General features: G+C 59.0%; 14 protein-coding genes. 9 read left to right on the top strand and 5 right to left on the bottom strand.

Translation table 11 applies throughout. The annotated features are described in order from the left end of the window. Positions 1-220 precede the first annotated feature (220 nt). Together P8K07_11250 and P8K07_11245 are read right to left on the bottom strand one after the other, a co-directional pair. Positions 221-3,328, bottom strand: a complete 3,108-nt coding sequence (locus P8K07_11250) for a hypothetical protein (protein ID MDG1959095.1) — start codon at positions 3,326-3,328, stop codon at positions 221-223. A 15-nt stretch (positions 3,329-3,343) separates the two neighbouring features. After that, positions 3,344-4,963 carry a hypothetical protein gene (locus tag P8K07_11245; GenBank protein MDG1959094.1) on the bottom strand — a complete coding sequence of 540 codons (1,620 nt, stop codon included), beginning with the start codon at positions 4,961-4,963 and terminating at the stop codon, positions 3,344-3,346. 214 nt (positions 4,964-5,177) lie between these two features. On the opposite strand from P8K07_11245, the gene P8K07_11240 reads away from it, so the two are divergent. Both P8K07_11240 and P8K07_11235 read left to right on the top strand, forming a co-directional pair. Continuing rightward, complete coding sequence (locus P8K07_11240; GenBank protein MDG1959093.1) at positions 5,178-5,843, top strand: TetR/AcrR family transcriptional regulator; 666 nt, start codon at positions 5,178-5,180, stop codon at positions 5,841-5,843. 1 nt (position 5,844) lies between these two features. Then, a complete protein-coding gene (locus tag P8K07_11235) occupies positions 5,845-7,086 on the top strand; it encodes a cytochrome P450 (protein ID MDG1959092.1) in 1,242 nt (413 codons plus the stop codon). A gap of 66 nt (positions 7,087-7,152) precedes the next feature. Here the strand turns inward: P8K07_11235 and P8K07_11230 are convergent, their stop codons facing one another. Next, on the bottom strand, positions 7,153-7,737 hold the full coding sequence (locus P8K07_11230) for a hypothetical protein (protein MDG1959091.1): 585 nt from the start codon (positions 7,735-7,737) through the stop codon (positions 7,153-7,155). 188 nt (positions 7,738-7,925) lie between these two features. On the opposite strand from P8K07_11230, the gene htpX reads away from it, so the two are divergent. The 5 genes from htpX to P8K07_11205 all read left to right on the top strand — a co-directional run bounded on the left by htpX (position 7,926) and on the right by P8K07_11205 (position 11,972). Next, positions 7,926-8,810: a protease HtpX gene (gene htpX / locus P8K07_11225; protein MDG1959090.1), complete on the top strand. Its 885-nt coding sequence runs from the start codon at positions 7,926-7,928 to the stop codon at positions 8,808-8,810. A 213-nt stretch (positions 8,811-9,023) separates the two neighbouring features. Further along, positions 9,024-9,992, top strand: a complete 969-nt coding sequence (locus P8K07_11220) for a carboxylesterase family protein (GenBank protein ID MDG1959089.1) — start codon at positions 9,024-9,026, stop codon at positions 9,990-9,992. A gap of 89 nt (positions 9,993-10,081) precedes the next feature. Beyond that, positions 10,082-10,759: a sulfotransferase family 2 domain-containing protein gene (locus P8K07_11215; protein ID MDG1959088.1), complete on the top strand. Its 678-nt coding sequence runs from the start codon at positions 10,082-10,084 to the stop codon at positions 10,757-10,759. Positions 10,760-10,840: 81 nt separating this feature from the next. Further along, on the top strand, positions 10,841-11,083 hold the full coding sequence (locus tag P8K07_11210) for a GlsB/YeaQ/YmgE family stress response membrane protein (protein MDG1959087.1): 243 nt from the start codon (positions 10,841-10,843) through the stop codon (positions 11,081-11,083). A 163-nt stretch (positions 11,084-11,246) separates the two neighbouring features. Further along, complete coding sequence (locus P8K07_11205) at positions 11,247-11,972, top strand: L,D-transpeptidase family protein (GenBank protein ID MDG1959086.1); 726 nt, start codon at positions 11,247-11,249, stop codon at positions 11,970-11,972. 4 nt (positions 11,973-11,976) lie between these two features. On the opposite strand, the gene P8K07_11200 is transcribed toward P8K07_11205, so the two are convergent. After that, entirely contained in the window at positions 11,977-12,687 is a 711-nt protein-coding gene (locus tag P8K07_11200) for a murein L,D-transpeptidase catalytic domain family protein (GenBank protein ID MDG1959085.1), read from the bottom strand. A 77-nt stretch (positions 12,688-12,764) separates the two neighbouring features. After that, positions 12,765-14,120: a hypothetical protein gene (locus tag P8K07_11195; protein ID MDG1959084.1), complete on the bottom strand. Its 1,356-nt coding sequence runs from the start codon at positions 14,118-14,120 to the stop codon at positions 12,765-12,767. A 289-nt stretch (positions 14,121-14,409) separates the two neighbouring features. Between P8K07_11195 and P8K07_11190 the strand changes: the two genes are divergently transcribed. Together P8K07_11190 and P8K07_11185 are read left to right on the top strand one after the other, a co-directional pair. Next, complete coding sequence (locus tag P8K07_11190) at positions 14,410-14,940, top strand: hypothetical protein (protein ID MDG1959083.1); 531 nt, start codon at positions 14,410-14,412, stop codon at positions 14,938-14,940. A gap of 30 nt (positions 14,941-14,970) precedes the next feature. After that, positions 14,971-16,353: an MFS transporter gene (locus tag P8K07_11185; GenBank protein ID MDG1959082.1), complete on the top strand. Its 1,383-nt coding sequence runs from the start codon at positions 14,971-14,973 to the stop codon at positions 16,351-16,353. The last annotated feature ends 147 nt before the right edge of the window (positions 16,354-16,500 follow it).

Genomic DNA, 16,500 nt, shown 5'->3' with positions numbered 1-16,500 from the left:
TTTCGGCCGCGGGATTATTTGCAGGACGCTAGCCCAAAGCTGCTAGTTTGCGCAAAGCCGGGAGCGCGGGAGTCGCTCCGGGCAGCAGGAGTATCCCCGGGGGATGCGTCCGCTTTCACAATCAACTTGCAGGGCTCGCTGCCGAGGCGGTGACTCCTCGTCCGTTTTCTGCTGGTCGTTGCGACCGCTGCGTGGAATCTGATTCCACGCAGCGGTCGGATCAGTTGCCCGGATAGAGTACTTTATCGAAGGATCCCGTCGGGGTGGTATTTCCGTAGGTCCCGCCAATTCGCCCATTCCGGTACTCCTGAACCGTCAGGCTGATTACGGGAAGACCCTCGTAGCCTGTGGCGGGACGACCAAATACGTTCAGGAGTCCATCCGGCAGAGTTTCGCCATGCAGAAGTTCGCCCGCGAGGTTGCGGTCGAAGTACATCTTTACGGTACCGGAGAGCGGCCGCGGCAAGCGGTCGGTCCACAGGGAAATGTCAGCCGGCGGCTCGCTGACCTCACTACGCGAGACCTCGGCGCGCATGGCGATCTCGGTGGTAGCGCGTGTGAGTCGACAACCCCCATCCACGGTCGTGAGTCCGGACGCCGCCAGAGTTGCGGCTCGTGTATTCCCCTCTCGATCGGCTACGGTGCAGCGCATCTTCTCCCCGTTCGGGTTGCAACTGAAAGGTCCGGGGCCGTAGGGGGCACCTTCGGCACAATTCAAATTGAGTGTCGGCAAGGAAGCAATAATGCGCGTCTCTCCACCGACCAGAGGGCTGATGTCGAATTGAGCCGACAGCTGAGCTGACGTCAGCGCCAAGTTTACCGCGGCGACGCATTGGGTCGGCGTCAGCAACCTTTCGCCATCGGTGCGGAAGGTAAGGCAATCGGCAAGAGTGGGAGCCTCCAGGTTGCTCAGAATCCCGCCTTCGACGAGAATCGGCCCCAGTCCGCGAGCGGCAAATCGAGCGATCGCCGGAGTTCGGTAGGCATGGGAAACCCCGGCACCGACACGCACGAGAAAGACCTGAGCGGAAAGGTGATTGGTGGCAGCTTCGCGCAAGAATCCGTCGGGCTTGGCCCAACGGTTGCCCTCGAGCCGAGCGAGCTGGTCTTCCGGGTCGCAGGAAAGGGACTCGACCCCGATGATCTCGAAAGAACCGGTCTGCCAATCCTTCACATCGCCCGGGACCGCCTGAGTGAAGGCCTGGGGTGTGGTGAAGGCGTCAGCTGTCCGCCACGAACCGAGGTCTTCTTCGACGACCACGGGAAACCCGGAGCGGAGCTCTGGAAGCCCGTTCGAGCCCAGCTGGAGGTTTCCGGCCCAGACCTGGCCGCAGCCGAGAATAATCGAATAGCTGAAGGCCTGAGTCCCCTGCAGGGATTCTTTGAACCGAACCCGCGCCAGAATTCCTCCATTGGGATTATAGCAAAGTGTCCCGTCAGTGCCGCGCTGGTAGTCCGAAGAATTACAGACCGGCAGGTTTTCATCGCCGGTATTGGAGTTGCGGATCTGAATCAGGACCTGCTGCGCATCGCCATCATTGGCGCGCACATCGTACCATGGGCCCAGAGCCACCTGGCCCTCTCCGCCGATATTCAGGACGGGTCCGGCATAGATCTGCCCAGAGGCGCTGACATTCTGTGCGGGGTTTGCTGTTGCTGCCCGCCGGCTGCCAGTGTTCCGGATGTCGGCGAGCAGGGCCGCCTCGAGGCCCCAACGGTTTTTGAAGATGTTCTCCGGGGCCGGTGCACAGACTCCGGGTTCATCCGGGACCCGGCGGCAATCCGGTCCGCAATTGGGACCGGTATCGTCGCACTCTTCGCCAGCTTCTCGCTGGATGATCCCGTCGCCACAAACGGTGCAGACGTCCGGGTCTCCGGTGCGACAGATATTATCCCAGTATCCGGCGGGTTCTCCTGCCCGGCAGGTTTCGTCCAGCGCCGGGTCCGGTAGTCCACCGTCCGCGCAGGGAATATTGCTCGACGCGGGTACGCATTGGTTGCATTCGTAAAGCCCATTCGGGTCCGGTGGGATCGGCGGTGTCGCACCGGCACAGAGCGGGCCTTTTGTAAGCGTCCCGTTGAAGATTCCGAGGTCGCAGCTTTCGGGGATGACGAAGTTGTCCAAGCCCGCCGCCTCCCGTCGGTCGAGAGTCGTCTCACATTGCGCGGCTGATTGCGCGGTGAGGGTAGGCATGGTTTCGAAGCAGATGAAATTCCTGTAGGACGGTACTGCGAGTTCGGTCTGACAAATATCATCACCGCAGGCACGACAGTTGGCGTAGCAACTCTTGGAGCTGCCGTTGCTCGGCCCCTCGTCGCAGAATTCGCCATCCTGCTGAATCGCGTCACCGCAAAAAGTACAGTCGGAGCGACAGACCAACCCGTTTGGGCCGGGGTTGCCGGTTCCGTTATCGGCTCCGTCATCGCAGGTCTCATCTCCCCGGATCACACCGTCGCCGCAGAAGGACGGGGTCGGCGTCGGTGGGGTCGGCGTCGGCGGTGCTTCACCGTGATAGCCGACCATATAGACGCGGTTGGCGAGAACAGTTCCCGTGATATTCGTGAATTGTTCCAAGCGGAAGTTGTTGTCGTTCGGCGATACGAAGCGGGCCACGACGTTTGAAAGGCGCCCGATCACATTGTTGTTGCCCCGGGCTTCGATTTGGAAAACCAGATCACTCGGGTTGCCGCTGTCGGGTCGAATCGTAGCCTCAGGTTGCGTGCGCACCGACCGCCGCACTCGTACCGTGACCGCGCCTTCGGCCTGCAGACGCGCACCCTTGCCGATGGTGAGTCTGTGCATCTGATAGTTGCCGGCGCGCAGCGTCAGGGTCGCGCCGTCGCGCACCGTAACGTTGCCGTAGCAACGACCACTTATAGGCTCCCCTGTTGTGTTCCGTGGCACATCGACATCGAATGCAACGGTAACGCAGTCGCTGGTGGGGGTGGCCGGCGGCGGCAGGGTGACATTCGTTGGCGGGAAGTCTGTAGACAACTGCTGTCCTCGGATGGTGCCCGAACCGGTCAAGGTTTGCGTGTAGAGATTTTCGACGGAGGACTGTCTCTGGAGTCGGGTGGTCTGGGCCGCGACCAGCCCACCCGCTTGCTGGCTGTCGGTTCCGAGGTCGAAATAGCCGTCGGGATCGAGGACCAGAAAGCTTCCGTTCAGGTTCCGGTTAGGTCCGACCAGAATCTGCTCTTCGGCGATGACCGCGTAACTTTCCCAATTGCTCTGAGGGAGGGGGGCCGCCTGCAGATCCGCGCCAAACGCGGCCTGAATCAGAAGTGCCAAAGATAGGGCGAGAGCTCGATAAATATTCGTGTACATCGTCATATCTCCTGCTCACTCACAGGGCAGTAAAATGGTTTGAGAGGATCCTGACGGCGTGGTGTTGCCGTAATTGCCTCCGGTTTGAAGATTGGTGAATTCCTGAATGACCACGGAGACCACCGGAAGTCCGAGATAACCGTCGACAGCCACGCCTTGCACGTTGAGGTTTTTCGGACCGCTGTAATCAGAAAGGGTCTCTGCGAGGGCGCGCTGGTCGCGCGCCGCAGAATTACGTGCGGGGATATATTTTTCCTGATGGATCACGATATCCTCGGAATTCTTGGCCAGATCGATTGTGAATTTGCCGGAACCGCCGAGTGGTAACTCCCAAGTCCACAGAGTCAGGTCGGCGGATGGGTCCGGTTGTGTCTCGCGAATCGCTACAATCGACATATCCTTGGGTAGCCGGCAGGTTGACGGGGCCGGTTGAGCTGAATCCATCGAAGGGGGCGGGGCGAGTGGGTTCTGAATTCGTGTGCCGAGCCTGCTGTATATCTCGCAGTTGATCTCTTCGCCCTGAGGATTGCAGCTGAACGGTTCCGAATCGGCGTAATAATCGTTCAGGCAGCGGTAGCGTCGCGTCGGCATCGCCGTCGCAATCCGAGTCTGGCCGGCGATCAGGTCCTGAATATCAAATTGCCCAAGCGTCTCGGCCGAGGAGATTGCCAGATTGACCGCCGAGATACACTCCTCGGGAGTGAGGGGGGTCTCGTGGTCCCAACCCGTCGTGATGCAGTCGTGAAGTGTAGGTTTTTCGGGAGTCGCGAGCAGGTTTCCGCCAAGTGGAATCGGTCCGCCTTCATACTCCACGAAACGAGCGATCGCGGTGCCCTGATAAGAAAAGGAGCGGCCGGATTGGGGCTGAATGATAAAGACTTTTGCCGACAGGGCGTTGCTGGGTTCGTGCCCGCCCGGTCGAAGTTTCGCCCATTGCCAGGTCCGACTTTCCGGCGCACCGTCCGGGCCCGGAACAATCGTGGCTCCGCAAGGGATGGACTCGATGCCGATGATCTCGAAAAATCCTCTCTGCCAATCCTCGATGGAGCCGGTTGCGTTCACATCCTTTTCAAACGGAAGTGGATCGAGAGGGATCTGGGCGCTAAAGAGTCCGTCTGCATCCGCGGTCACGACGGGAAAGCGAGTTCGGACCTGCGGCAAGTTGTTTTCGCCCATGGAGATGACGCCTGCCCAAGTTTGTCCGCAGCCGATGGCGATCGGAAAACTCAGCGCCAGTTGACTGGTTCCGGCTTCTCGGAAGAATACGCGCGCGAGGATCCCGCCGAGAGGGTTGTAGCAGTGGAGGCCATCGAGTCCTGCGAGGAAGTCCTTACGGGTACACTCCGGCAGGTTCGAATCCGAAGAGTTGCGGTTCCAGATTTGCAAGTTGGTGTGTTGTGGCAGGATATTTGTCGATTGAGGGTCGATCCCGCGCTCGCGTGCATCAAAGTAGGGCCCAAGCACGATCTGGCCCTGATTACCGGGATTGATGATCGGCCCGGCGATGGCGGTACCGCCTCGCGTCCCGGCCAGATTGCGGTAGACGTTGCGTGGCCCCGAGACCGCGGCCCAGGAGACCTGAGTCGCGAGCACGGCCACAAGGGTGATCGCCATACTGAATTTAAGCTGTCGCACGGGTGCAGACTATCACTCGAAGACTTTCGGCGGGTAGGGTTTTTCTGGTCCGTACGGAAGTTTATCAACGGAGATCTCCTGAAAATAGCGATTGACAGGGCATCGGCTAGCGCAGTTGGCGTAGGGAGGCGGATTTTTCTCTGTGGCCGCGATTTACCGTTGACCTAAAGGGGACTCTAATAATATACCTTTCTCCAAGTTTGGACCGTTCTCCATGAATTTACCCAATATTGACAGTGATATTACGCCGGGGCGTCGCGAGCGCCGGCGTCGCGAGTTGCGCGAGAGGGTGCTGGCCGTGTCGCTGGAGTTGGTCGCTGACAAGGGCTTCGATGCCACGACCGTCGAGGAGATCGCTGAGGCAGCCGATATCGCGCCGGCCACCTTTTTCAATCATTTCCAGAGCAAGGGCGGTCTTCTCGGGGAGATCACCGCACAAGTGGTTGCGTCAGTGGAACTTCTGATCGAGGCCCATCTTCAGGAGGATGCCAATGTTGCGGCGCACCTCGAGGGCCTTGCGCGGCATGCGGCTGCGCTGATCTCGGAGCAGCAGAAGCTGGCTCGCGAGGTCATGCTCGAGATGCTGCGGTCGAGTTCGCGCCCCGAAGATGCGGCCCCCTATTTGGCCAGTCTGGGACGACCGATTGCCTTGCTTCTCGAGCGAGGTCAGGAGCGAGAGGAAGTTCGTGCCGATCTCGAAGCGGAGTTTCTGGCCGAGATGGTGCTGGGCGCGTTGCACGCGACCTTGACCCAATGGCTGTCCGACGAATCCTATCCCATTGTTGAGCGGCTCCCCCGAGCCGCATCTTTTATTTGTGAAGCCATCCGTCCAGTCGGTGTGGTTTCGAATTCCCGGGCCGATGCCCATGAGGTTTTTTGAGATGAGTATCCCTGATTTTGATTACGGCAAGTCCGATTTTTGGACCTGGGATAAACCGATGTATGACCAGCTTCAATGGCTTCGGGAGAACGACCCGATCCATTGGTCGGAGAAGTCCGGTCTCTTTATTTTGACTCGGTTCGAGGACGTGATGTTCGCATCCAAGAACAACGAAACCTTCTGCTCGGGTGAAGGCGTGCTCCCCTCGAACCCGGCGAAACTGGGCCTGATCGATGAGGACGAACCCCGCCATCAGAAGCTTCGGCGTTTGGTGAACAAGGGATTTACCCCTCGAATGGTGCGCAAGATGGAAGAGGACTTCGAGGGTATCGTCAAAGATGCGCTTGATGGGGTCGCACATACAGGACGCTGCGATTTTGTTCATGATATCGCTGTGCCGCTGCCGCTTTTGATCATTGCGGACATGATCGGCGTTCAACCCGACGATCGTGCCAAGTTTCACCAATGGTCAGATTGCATGATTCTGGCACAGGGCAATATGCACGAGCCCGGAGTTGTGGAAGCAGCCGCGAATGCGTTTGTGGAATACGGCCAATATTGCACCGGGATCCTCGAGGATCGTCGAGCGAATCCCCGAGACGATTTGATGAGTATTCTGGTAACGGCGAAAGATGAAGGCGTCCTTGTCGATCATGATCACGCCGGGATGGACGAGGTGATCGTTCTGGAGGAGCAGCGCCAACTTAACAACGATGAACTCATCATGTTCTGTGTACTTCTGCTCGTGGCTGGCAACGAAACCACCCGGAATGGTCTGTCCGGTGGCATGAAGCTCCTGGTCGAAAACCCCCATATTGCGGAGCAACTGGCAGCGGACCCTGACCTGATCAAACCTGCTGTGGAGGAGATGCTTCGTCTGACCTCCCCGATTATTTCCTTTGTTCGCACAGCCACTTGCGATACCGAGATCCGAGGGCAGAAGATTGCCAAGGGGGAAAAGGTTTTGATGCTCTACCCGTCGGCCAATCGGGACGCCGAGGTCTTCGAGGATCCGGATCGATTTATCATTGATCGAAACAAGACCAATCTGGCTTTCGGCATCGGCAACCATTTTTGCCTGGGTGCGAATCTCGCGCGGATGGAAATGCGAGTGGCTTTCCGTGAGTTGCTCCGCCGGACGCCGGGGATGAAATACGCGGGCGAGGAGCCCGAGATGGCACCGTCGGCTCTGGTCCGCAGTTTCCAGAAGATGGATCTGGTTTTCACGCCCGAGACCGCATAGGCGCTTGCTTTGCCCGCGGACCCGCCAACAAGGGCGGGTCCGCCTCGGCAGATGGCCTCTGCCAATTCAGCTAGCGTCGGGATCGGTTGCCGGATCGCCACAGCGCGGGTCATTCTCCTGAAGCAGGTCGATCAGGGTCTGGCTGAGCGGAATGTCAACGCACCCGTTGGTTTTTTCGCAGATGAAATCGGTTTCCCTCGCATCCACATGGCAACCGAAGCACTCACCTCCGAATTGATTGATGACTTCGTCGCGCCCGCGTACACGAATTTCTGTTCCTGCTTCCGAGACTGCGAGTTCAAAATACTCCCAGTTGTTATTCTCAGGATCGAAGTCGGGGCCTCGTTTGACCATGGCCTCTCCGGGAACCAACTGGAGTATGGTTCCAATGGGGTATTGCTCTCCGGGGGTGAGCTTCTCGGCCAATGCAATTGCCTCATCGAGAAAACCGAGGGTATTGGCGATCCGGAGGTTGCGTACCCGTGGTTGCTCGGCGAGACACCGAAAATCGGCGGCCGTCGCGACGAAATCTGTTGGTACCGGCGTCGGTGTCGGGACCGGTGCCGGGCCCGGCGGTGGGCCTGATCCCCCACAGGCGAAGGCAAAAAGGGCGAGCAAGGCGAGTGTTGTGGTCTTTGTGAAATCCAGCACGACAGAACCCTACCAGCATATTTGTTCTCGACTCTATCAAAACGGGACGTTCGGTCGCGATAGGGGGCTGATCGACCCTGAAATGGTGCGCCGTTGGTGCAATTTTCCCCGGTGGGACTGGCACGATCCGGGGCCAAGGGGGTAGAGTCATCCAAGGGGGAGCGAGGCGCCTCCCCGGAGGGGGAACAATGAAAAGAGTTTTTCTTTTGGTGGCCACCAACATCGCCATCATGCTGGTACTTTCCGTCGCGGTCAGCTTGCTCGGGTTTCAGCCCTATTTGCAGCAAAACGGACTGAACCTGGGATCGCTGCTGGCCATTTCCGCTGTCTTCGGATTTGGCGGTTCCTTCATTTCGCTGTTGATGTCGAAGTGGATGGCAAAGCGTATGATGGGGGCGCAGGTTATCGAATCGCCACGGAACCCCGCAGAGCAATTTCTTTTTGACACTGTGCGCAATCAGGCGCAGGTGGCGGGGATCGCGATGCCTGAAGTCGCGATATTTGATTCCCCTCAACCGAATGCCTTTGCCACCGGAGCCCGTCGCGATGCGGCACTCGTCGCGGTGAGCACGGGGCTTCTGCGAGGCATGGGGCGCGACGAGGTCGAAGCCGTCCTCGGACACGAAATCAGCCATATCGCCAACGGGGATATGGTGACCTTGACCTTGATCCAGGGCGTGCTCAATACCTTCGTCTTTTTTCTCGCGCGCGTTGTCGGATACGCGATCGACCGCGCCATTTCCGGCGATCGGGACCGTGGCGGGTTTGGTATCGGTTATTTTGTGAGCGTTATGGCCGCGCAAGTTCTGTTCGGGATGATCGCCAGTGTCATCGTGATGTGGTTCTCTCGGCAACGCGAGTTCCGGGCTGACTCCGGTGGCGCCCAGTTGGCCGGCCGCGGCAAGATGATTGCCGCCCTCGAGGCGCTGAAGAACCCCCATACGGAGGTCGAAATGCCGCAACAGTTCTCTGCTTTCGGGATCTCGCCGGGGCATCGGTCCCGTTTCGGAGCTCTTTTCATGAGCCATCCCCCATTGGACGAAAGGATCGACGCGCTTCAGCGAGGATCCTGAGAAGCGAGGGGGTGCAGGCTGGATTCCCTTGCAGCCAACCTTGAAATCATATCGAAGTGAGCGCAGGTCGGAAGCTTTCGCCCTGCAAGCCAATAGAATGTACAGCCCCGGAGACAAGAGATGAGAAGTTCAGCGAAATTATGTTTGGCCCTTGTTTTCCTCGGGATGGTTGCATGCGGGGGCAGTAGTTCGAGCAAGGAGGCCAGGCCCGCGTTGGATTTGGAATTTTCGGATCCGCCGATTGATTTGGAGGGGACAGCTGCGAAGTTCGTAGCGGACCTTCGCTACGGCGAGGGCGAACGGAACTTTTTGGACATCTACCTACCGGAGTGCTCGGAGCCGACGGCTTTGGTCATTTACGTCCATGGGGGCGGGTTTACCGGTGGCAACAAGTCGGCCGGGCATCGAAACCCCGGCAATGTGCGCGAGTTCCTCGATAATTGCGTGGCTTTTGCGACGATAAACTACTTTCTTCTGGACGTTCCGTCCCGAGCCGAAGGAACCGACTCGATCGCCGCGCAGGGCGGTGTGCTTTCATCTTTGCGGGATGCCGCCCAATCGCTGCAATTTTTGCGCTACAATTTCGCGATCCTGAACCTCGATCCGACACGAGTCGCGATGTACGGTGCTTCGGCTGGTGCGGGCGCGAGTCTGTGGATGGCGACCCGCGACGATATGGCCGATGCCGACAGCGCTAATCCTGTCGCGAGGGAGTCTACTCGGATCCTGGCTGCGGGCGCGTTGGCCACGCAGTCCACTTATGACGTGATGAAATGGGACACGATCCTCATGCCGATCACGGAGCAATTCGCAGAAGCTTTGGGCGGGACGGATATCCCAACGGTCGCTGCGGCCGTGGGCGCAACCAACTATATGCTGACGTTTCTCGGCGTTCCCGAGGTGGCGGATATCTATACTCCAGAGAATGCCGAATATCGTGCCAGTATCGATATGCTGGGCATGATGGATGCCGAAGACGCGCCGCTTTTTGTCCGAAATTACGCAACCGGCTTCGACGACCTTCTCAACGTTTTCCTCCATACGGGCCTGCACGCGCTTGCCGTCATGGATCGTGCGGATGCGGTGGGGCTTGAGAATGTCACGTATGTCGAGGGCACTTTTGCGCGGGAAGATCCGTCAGGGCTGGAGTTGGTTCCGTTCCTCCTTGGCCATCTGGAGTGAAGCCCGACGAGCGAAGGCTGTGATTGGCGATGAAACTGCCGGTGGCACAGGCCGTGGGGTAACCTGTAGGCCGGGACCCGCCCATTCCGATGATTATATCGCATAAGCATAAATTCATCTTCATCCATGGCCCCAAAACGGCGGGTACAGCGATCGCCGACCAATTGCAGCCAATTTGTGGGGATAGCGATCTCGTCGTCCAGAAGAGGACATCGGGCCTGCAGAAACACGACGGTTCCGAGCGGATCCGGGATTTCGTTGGTGATGCCATCTGGCAAAACTACTTCAAGTTCACATTCGAGCGGAATCCATGGGATAAAATCTTTTCGCTCTACTGTATGCAGATGGACCCGGACCACTGGCTGCGCGACGAGGGCGGGGATTGGACGCGGGTGCGGTCCGATCTGCGGCGACGAATGTACGGCCATCGCACGCCTTCTTTCCGGAAATGGCTCCTGCGCAAGAATCGCGGTCTTTTCCATTCACGACTGCCCGAGTACCTCGGGCATCTCTATTTTGTCGAGGGGCCACTCGCGGTCGATTTCATTGGTCGGTTTGAAGAACTGCACCGGGACTTTGCCAAGATTACCGATCGGTTGGGCGTGGATGTTCGGCTCGGAACCGCGGATCGCGCGGTCCGAAGAAAGACCGATCCCGACTTCGATCCGGCTATCCCCTCGTATCGAAAACACTACGACGAGGAATTGCGAGAAGTTGTTCGCCGTCGCTACCAGCGCGAGATCGAATACTTCGGCTACGAATTCTAGCTCCTCGATGGTCGCGCAGGGGCATGGTTTCGTTCCCGGAAGGCCTTGCTTTACAATTGCACCCGGACAGGGAGGGGCTTCATGAGTTTAATTGCATTCTTGATTTTGGGGGCATTGGCGGGTTGGTTGGCGGGGGTTCTTACCCGCGGCGGCGGATTTGGTCTGGTTGGCGATATGGTCGTCGGCATTGTCGGCGCTTTTGTCGGAGGATTTCTCTTCAGCCTGGCCGGGCTGGATGCGATCGGTTTCATCGGGGCGCTGGTTTCGGCGACAGTTGGAGCGGTCGTGTTGCTTTGGGTCGTCGGGATGATCAACCGCGCTTGAAATTGTCCTGAGCGAGATTTCTTCCGTATCCTCGAAGTCGAGGCGGAATCGGGGATCGCCATCCGGAAGCGAGAGCGCTCGGTTTGCGAAAGCCTCGACCCTTGATGTCCAACTTGGTACCTTTGACCTCGGCAGATCGCTCGATTTCAGAGGGGGAATTTTGATGGCGCATCGCACGAAATTTTTAGGTTCAAGTTTTCTGGTGGCCGCGTTGGCCCTTGGTCTGGTGCCTTCTGTCGTTGACGCAAAGCTTCCGCGGGCGACTGCCGTAGAAATATCAACCGTCCAACAGGAGTTGCTGGAACTTCGATATTATACGGGCCCTGTGGATGGGCAGCGCAGCGAGGCACTGCGGTTCGCGGTTGAGGCTTTTCAAAAGGTCAATGGCCTGAGTCGCGACGGTATCGTTGGTCCCGAGACTCTGAGTGCTTTGGCGACATCGTCGATTCCGAAGGCCAATACGGTCCACGACGGAATTCACACCGAGGTCGATATTCCTCGACAGGTGCTTGCCGTTTATGAGGGAAATCAACTCTTGAGGATTTTGCCCGTCTCCAGCGGCAGTGGGAAGACCTATCGGGCGCCTGATGCCACAGAAGATAGTGTCGCCAACACCCCCACCGGTTCCATGAGTTTCCTTCGCCATATCGAGGGGATTCACCGCAGCCATCTCGGTCGGCTCTGGAACCCGGTATACTTTCACGCGGGCGGCTTCGCCGTGCATGGTGAGCCTTCGGTTCCTGTCTTTCCCGCGAGCCACGGATGTATTCGTATTCCGGTGGGAGATTCCGAATGGTTTGAGCAGACCGTGCCTCTGGGGTCTGCGATCCTTGTCTCCCCGGATGCGCTCTCGCTCGAGCCCGCGACCGCCTTGGACAAGAGCCTCTAGCGCCTCATGGCAGGAAGAGGCTCCGGGCTTCCCACTCGGGAGCAAATGCGACCAGGGCCCCGCCGTCCTTGATGGCATCGATGATCGAATTCGAGGTTGCCCGGGGCAGAGCGGGGCAGCCCCAGCTCCGCCCCATCCGGCCGTGGCGCTGGAGGAATTGCGGGCTGACATAGTCGGCTCCATGAATGACGATACTCCGGTCGAAGGCCTTGTCGTTGATACCCTGCTCAAGTCCGTGCAGGCGCAACGAGTAGCCATGTTTGCCGCGGTAGGTGTTTCCTGCCGCAAACAGGCCCAAGCTCGTCTGCAAACTCTCCGGAGTGTTGGAGAAGTTTTTTGCGTAGGCATCGCCCGAGTTCTTACCGTGAGAAACCCAGTCATGGAAAAGAACGCTTCCCTCCACGAGGTCGAGAACCCAGAGCCTCTTGTCGGATGAGGGTAGGCGATAGTCGATGATCGCCAGCCGCGGCCGCGAAACTAATTCCCTGCTTTTCGCCTCCGCGTAAGCCCGCAGCGACAGTGAGAGAACCTTCTCGGGAAGTTTGGGGGCCGCGCGCACGATGCTGGTGAAGGACTCCCTCAGGCCCGCGGGAATCGTCTCGAGGATCTTTGGTGCGGCCTTGGGCTCACGAGCGACTGCTGTCGCGGTTAGTGAGAGTGCCACCGCGAGCACCATGATTCCCGGAATGGGCCCGAGAAGTTTTCTCCAGTTCATGCACCGATGGTACCGGCCGCAGGCCGACGGTGATAGCCTGCATGCCGGTACGAGATCGGTTTTTTCAGGCGTCGGCCTTAGGGTGTTCCCGCGCAGATGCCGCTGGTGCATTGGTCACCCGTGGTCGATCCGTTGGCGTCGTCACAAACGGTTCCGTCGGTCACGGGGATGGGGGCTCCGCAGGTGCCGGTCATCGGGTCACATGTGCCGTTGTTGTTGCACTGATCGGCGCCCGAACAAGTCACGCCTTCGCAAAGGTCGACGGGCGCTGGTGCCTGCGTGAGATCGAATACGTATCCGTCCGAGCGGTCCTTCCAGGTCGCGGTGCGGGCAAAGCTTATCGTGCCGTCGATCTCGATTTCCACCTGGATATCCGGACTGGTCGCCGCTGCGAGGTCCGCGAATCCCTTCATCTGCCAACGCCAGATCCCTTCGCGGTTTGTGGTCATGGACATCAGGCTGATGCCATCTCTGGTCCCGGCACCGCGTCGAGCCGTGCGATCGCGGAAGCTCCATTTGTGGCCTCGCTGGATCACGTCGCCCGCGAATAGTGTGCCTTCGAAGACGGGATTCCCGTCACTTTGCACAGTGACCCTGAATTCCGATGTCGCCGGGTCGAATCCGTCGGGCAGGTCCATGCCCAGGCGCAGGTAGAAGAAATCCTTCTGGACGCGCCGTAGCCGGATCTTGGACGGGCATGGGTGCGTGCAAACATCATATACAGGGGTGTCTGCCACGACCGCGGATTCTTCGACGGCAATGACTGTATAGCCGCTCGTAGATGTCAGCACCGGGTTATAGCCAACTTCACGCAGTTGATGAGCGAGGTTGTCTGGCCCGGGGTCTCCGTGGAAGCCGCGGATTTGCCAAATGGCGTAAGCCACGTTGGGGGTAGTTTGCAAAGCACCCGGCTCGCCGGGCGTGAGGGCGGGGTCCCCGAAATAGATCATATGTTCGGTTGTAAGATCCTCCATCGGCGTCGCGAAGGTCTTGAGGAGGTTACCACCGGCGTCATAAAGCTCTACGGCAAGGTCGGCGACGCCGTCCCCGGTCTCGTTGCGATCATTCCAGATCACGATTCCGTAAATGTTCTGAGGTGCTGAAAAGTCGAAACGGAATTTCGCTTCGGTCAAATTCTGGTCGATCCGCATATAGTGACAACCAAGAGGCGAGCCGCAGCCTGAACCGGTTATCCTGCCGTCAACCAGGGTCTCATAGCTGCCGCCCCCGCCCAGACCCTCAAAATAAGTATAGGGTCCATCGATTTCGGTTATGACGGGAATTTCAACGGGGCCACAGATTTCCGCAATATCATGACAATCAAAGGCGAGACTTGAACTTCCGCTGGACGCTGGAGAAGGAGCCCAGAGGGCGGCGATCAGGCCCATTCCAATCAGGCAGGTCGCGCGTGGGGAGAGGCGTAGGTTATTCATGTGCAGGACTCCAGTGCGAAAGGTGAGATGAAAAAGCGGCTGGAAAGATGAGGTTTGTCGGTGGCATCGACCTGATGCCCGCTGCTGTTTTAGGACTCTTATGCAAATTTTGCAAGAGACACCGATAGGACTGGTAGGGCCGCGTGAGGGTACAGCCGGCACATGGGTTTCCGGCCTTCTTTGCTTCGCTGCGGCATGTCGGGTAGCCCGAAGCATGTCTGGGCACCAACTCGGTGGGGGTGGGAGGCGATCAATCACGGAATTTTACCCGCGATTGTTTGCCCCCGGGATGCCCCCACGTGGGCTCGGATGGGCCCTGATCCTCGCCTCCGGGCTTCTCGCGGGCTGCGCCGCGTGGCTGCCGTCAAAGCCGGCTGCGCCCCCGGTGATTCAGGAGTTTCAATTTGCAGTTCTGGACCATCCAACGACGCGTCAATTCGGGCGCTCGATAAACCTCTTTATCCGTTACCGATATCTCGAGGGCCTCGCGGCTTCGGATTATCCGGATTATCGCGCCATGCGGCAATCCGCGCTCGAGTTTTTCCGCGTGAGACCCGCGGAGCCAGCCATCGAATATTGGGAAGTCCTGAATGAAGGCCTCGTCCGCGAACTTTATGTCTCGTTTCCGCTGGCCGGTGTGGTGTCGCAGCTTCAAGTCGAGCCGGACCCCAATCCGAAATTACAGGAACCCGGTTTTCACAGCTCGATTGTCCAGATCGGTGCTGTGACGGGGATCGATCGCGGTCCTCGGGGTTGGCCCTCTGCGCGGCACTCAGCCGGTCTCGGTCCGGTTTCCGGCGAGACGCTGGCGGATCGCTAGCGTTCCTGCCCGACCCGAACGATTCCCTTTATGCGCGCTCTTGAGCCTGATTTTCCATTCCGTCCGAATCAATTTCCGTTCTTCTACGGGTGGCTGATTCTCGTCGTCGCCACATTGGCCGTTCTGATGAGTATTCCTGGTCAGACGATGGGCGTGAGCGTCTTTACCGAGCCCCTGATGGAAGTGACCGGGCTCTCACGCATCGGTCTCAGCAACGCCTACCTTTGCGGGACGCTGCTCTCTGGTGCCTTGCTGCCGTGGGCTGGTTCCTTGCTCGACCGGGTGGGTGCTCGTGCCGCGACCCTGATGGCGTCTGCCGGGCTCTCGGTGACTCTGATGTATCTCTCTGCGGTGGACCGCGTAGCGGATGCGGTCATTGGAATCGTCGGCGCCGGTTATGCGCAGGGAGCCTTCTTTGGTGCGATGGTTTTCGGTTTCTTCGCACTGCGTTTCACGGGGCAGGGCATGCTCACGCTGATTGGTCGGACCCTCATCGGGCGTTGGTTTGATCGTCTGCGCGGGATCGTTTCGGGGGCTTCGAGTCCTTTTGTGTCGCTGGGGTTTTCAATGACTCCGATTTTGTTTGCTGGATGGATTGATGCGTCCGGTTGGCGGGGCGCCTGGCTGGAAATGGCATTGGTGATCGGGCTCGGGATGGGTAGCTTGGGTTGGCTTGTCTTCCGGGATTCTCCGGAGGAATGCGGGTTGCGAATGGACGGGGCCCCCGAGCCGGCGGCCGACAGACTTCCGGGTTCATCCGAAGTCTCCAGCCTCCACCCTGAACTCCCCGGGTCCGCCGACCGCGAGCCCGAATTCGATCGTTCGCAGGCTGTGCGAACCCTGATGTTCTGGGCTATTGTCGTCCCGCTTGCGTTGCAGGGGCTGACCGTCACCGGGATCACGTTTCATATTCTGGATCTGGGGGCGGAGGCGGGTCTCGGGCGAACAGCCACCATCGGTATCTTTCCTCCCATTGCCGTCGTGAGCGTGTTGACCTCGATCGGCATTGGCTGGCTGACCAACCATCTGCGCATCCAGACTCTTTTTGCGTGGATGCTGGTGGCCCAAGTGGTCGGGTTTGCTTCGGCCGCCGGGCTCGATGATGCAGGCCTTTATTGGGCGACCGTCGCGGGTCTGGGATTCAGTGGGGGTTGCTTCGTCCCGCTCTCGACCGTTGCCATCCCTCGTTTCTTCGGACGGCAGCATTTGGGGGCGATCAACAGCGCCATGATGATGTGCATTGTCTGGGGCAGTGCTGCCGGACCAACAGCGATGGCGGCCTCCCGCGACATTCTGGGCTCCTACCAGATTGGTCTTTATGTATGTGCGGCAGCTTCAGCCTTGGTCTTGTTCCCCGTTCTTTGGGCACCGCTGCCTCCCGCGCCGCGGGAGGTCCGAAAGGCGGGCGATTGAGGGGGCCCGCGGGCGGTTTCCGCGAGGACTCGCGCAGGTCTGTCTGGATTTTCTCCCGGAGCTGCTTCTTCTGAAGAACCAAAAGGTATTGAATTATATAGGCTTTGATCATCAACCTGCTTAATTTTAGTGCACCGACCACGGGCC

The sequence above is a fragment of the Candidatus Binatia bacterium genome (assembly GCA_029248525.1).
GTDB lineage: Bacteria > Desulfobacterota > Binatia > UBA12015 > UBA12015 > UBA12015.
The sequence above is the reverse complement of the archived record's forward strand: the minus strand, read 5'-3'. Positions and strand labels throughout refer to the sequence as shown.

Coding starts and splice junctions, on each gene's coding strand:
- P8K07_11250 (MDG1959095.1), bottom strand. CDS start 3,328: ATGTACACGAATATTTATCGAGCTCTCGCCCTATCTTTGGCACTTCTG.
- P8K07_11210 (MDG1959087.1), top strand. CDS start 10,841: ATGAGTTTAATTGCATTCTTGATTTTGGGGGCATTGGCGGGTTGGTTG.
- P8K07_11215 (MDG1959088.1), top strand. CDS start 10,082: ATGATTATATCGCATAAGCATAAATTCATCTTCATCCATGGCCCCAAA.
- P8K07_11205 (MDG1959086.1), top strand. CDS start 11,247: ATGGCGCATCGCACGAAATTTTTAGGTTCAAGTTTTCTGGTGGCCGCG.
- P8K07_11200 (MDG1959085.1), bottom strand. CDS start 12,687: ATGAACTGGAGAAAACTTCTCGGGCCCATTCCGGGAATCATGGTGCTC.
- P8K07_11195 (MDG1959084.1), bottom strand. CDS start 14,120: ATGAATAACCTACGCCTCTCCCCACGCGCGACCTGCCTGATTGGAATG.
- htpX (MDG1959090.1), top strand. CDS start 7,926: ATGAAAAGAGTTTTTCTTTTGGTGGCCACCAACATCGCCATCATGCTG.
- P8K07_11235 (MDG1959092.1), top strand. CDS start 5,845: ATGAGTATCCCTGATTTTGATTACGGCAAGTCCGATTTTTGGACCTGG.
- P8K07_11185 (MDG1959082.1), top strand. CDS start 14,971: ATGCGCGCTCTTGAGCCTGATTTTCCATTCCGTCCGAATCAATTTCCG.
- P8K07_11240 (MDG1959093.1), top strand. CDS start 5,178: ATGAATTTACCCAATATTGACAGTGATATTACGCCGGGGCGTCGCGAG.
- P8K07_11190 (MDG1959083.1), top strand. CDS start 14,410: ATGCCCCCACGTGGGCTCGGATGGGCCCTGATCCTCGCCTCCGGGCTT.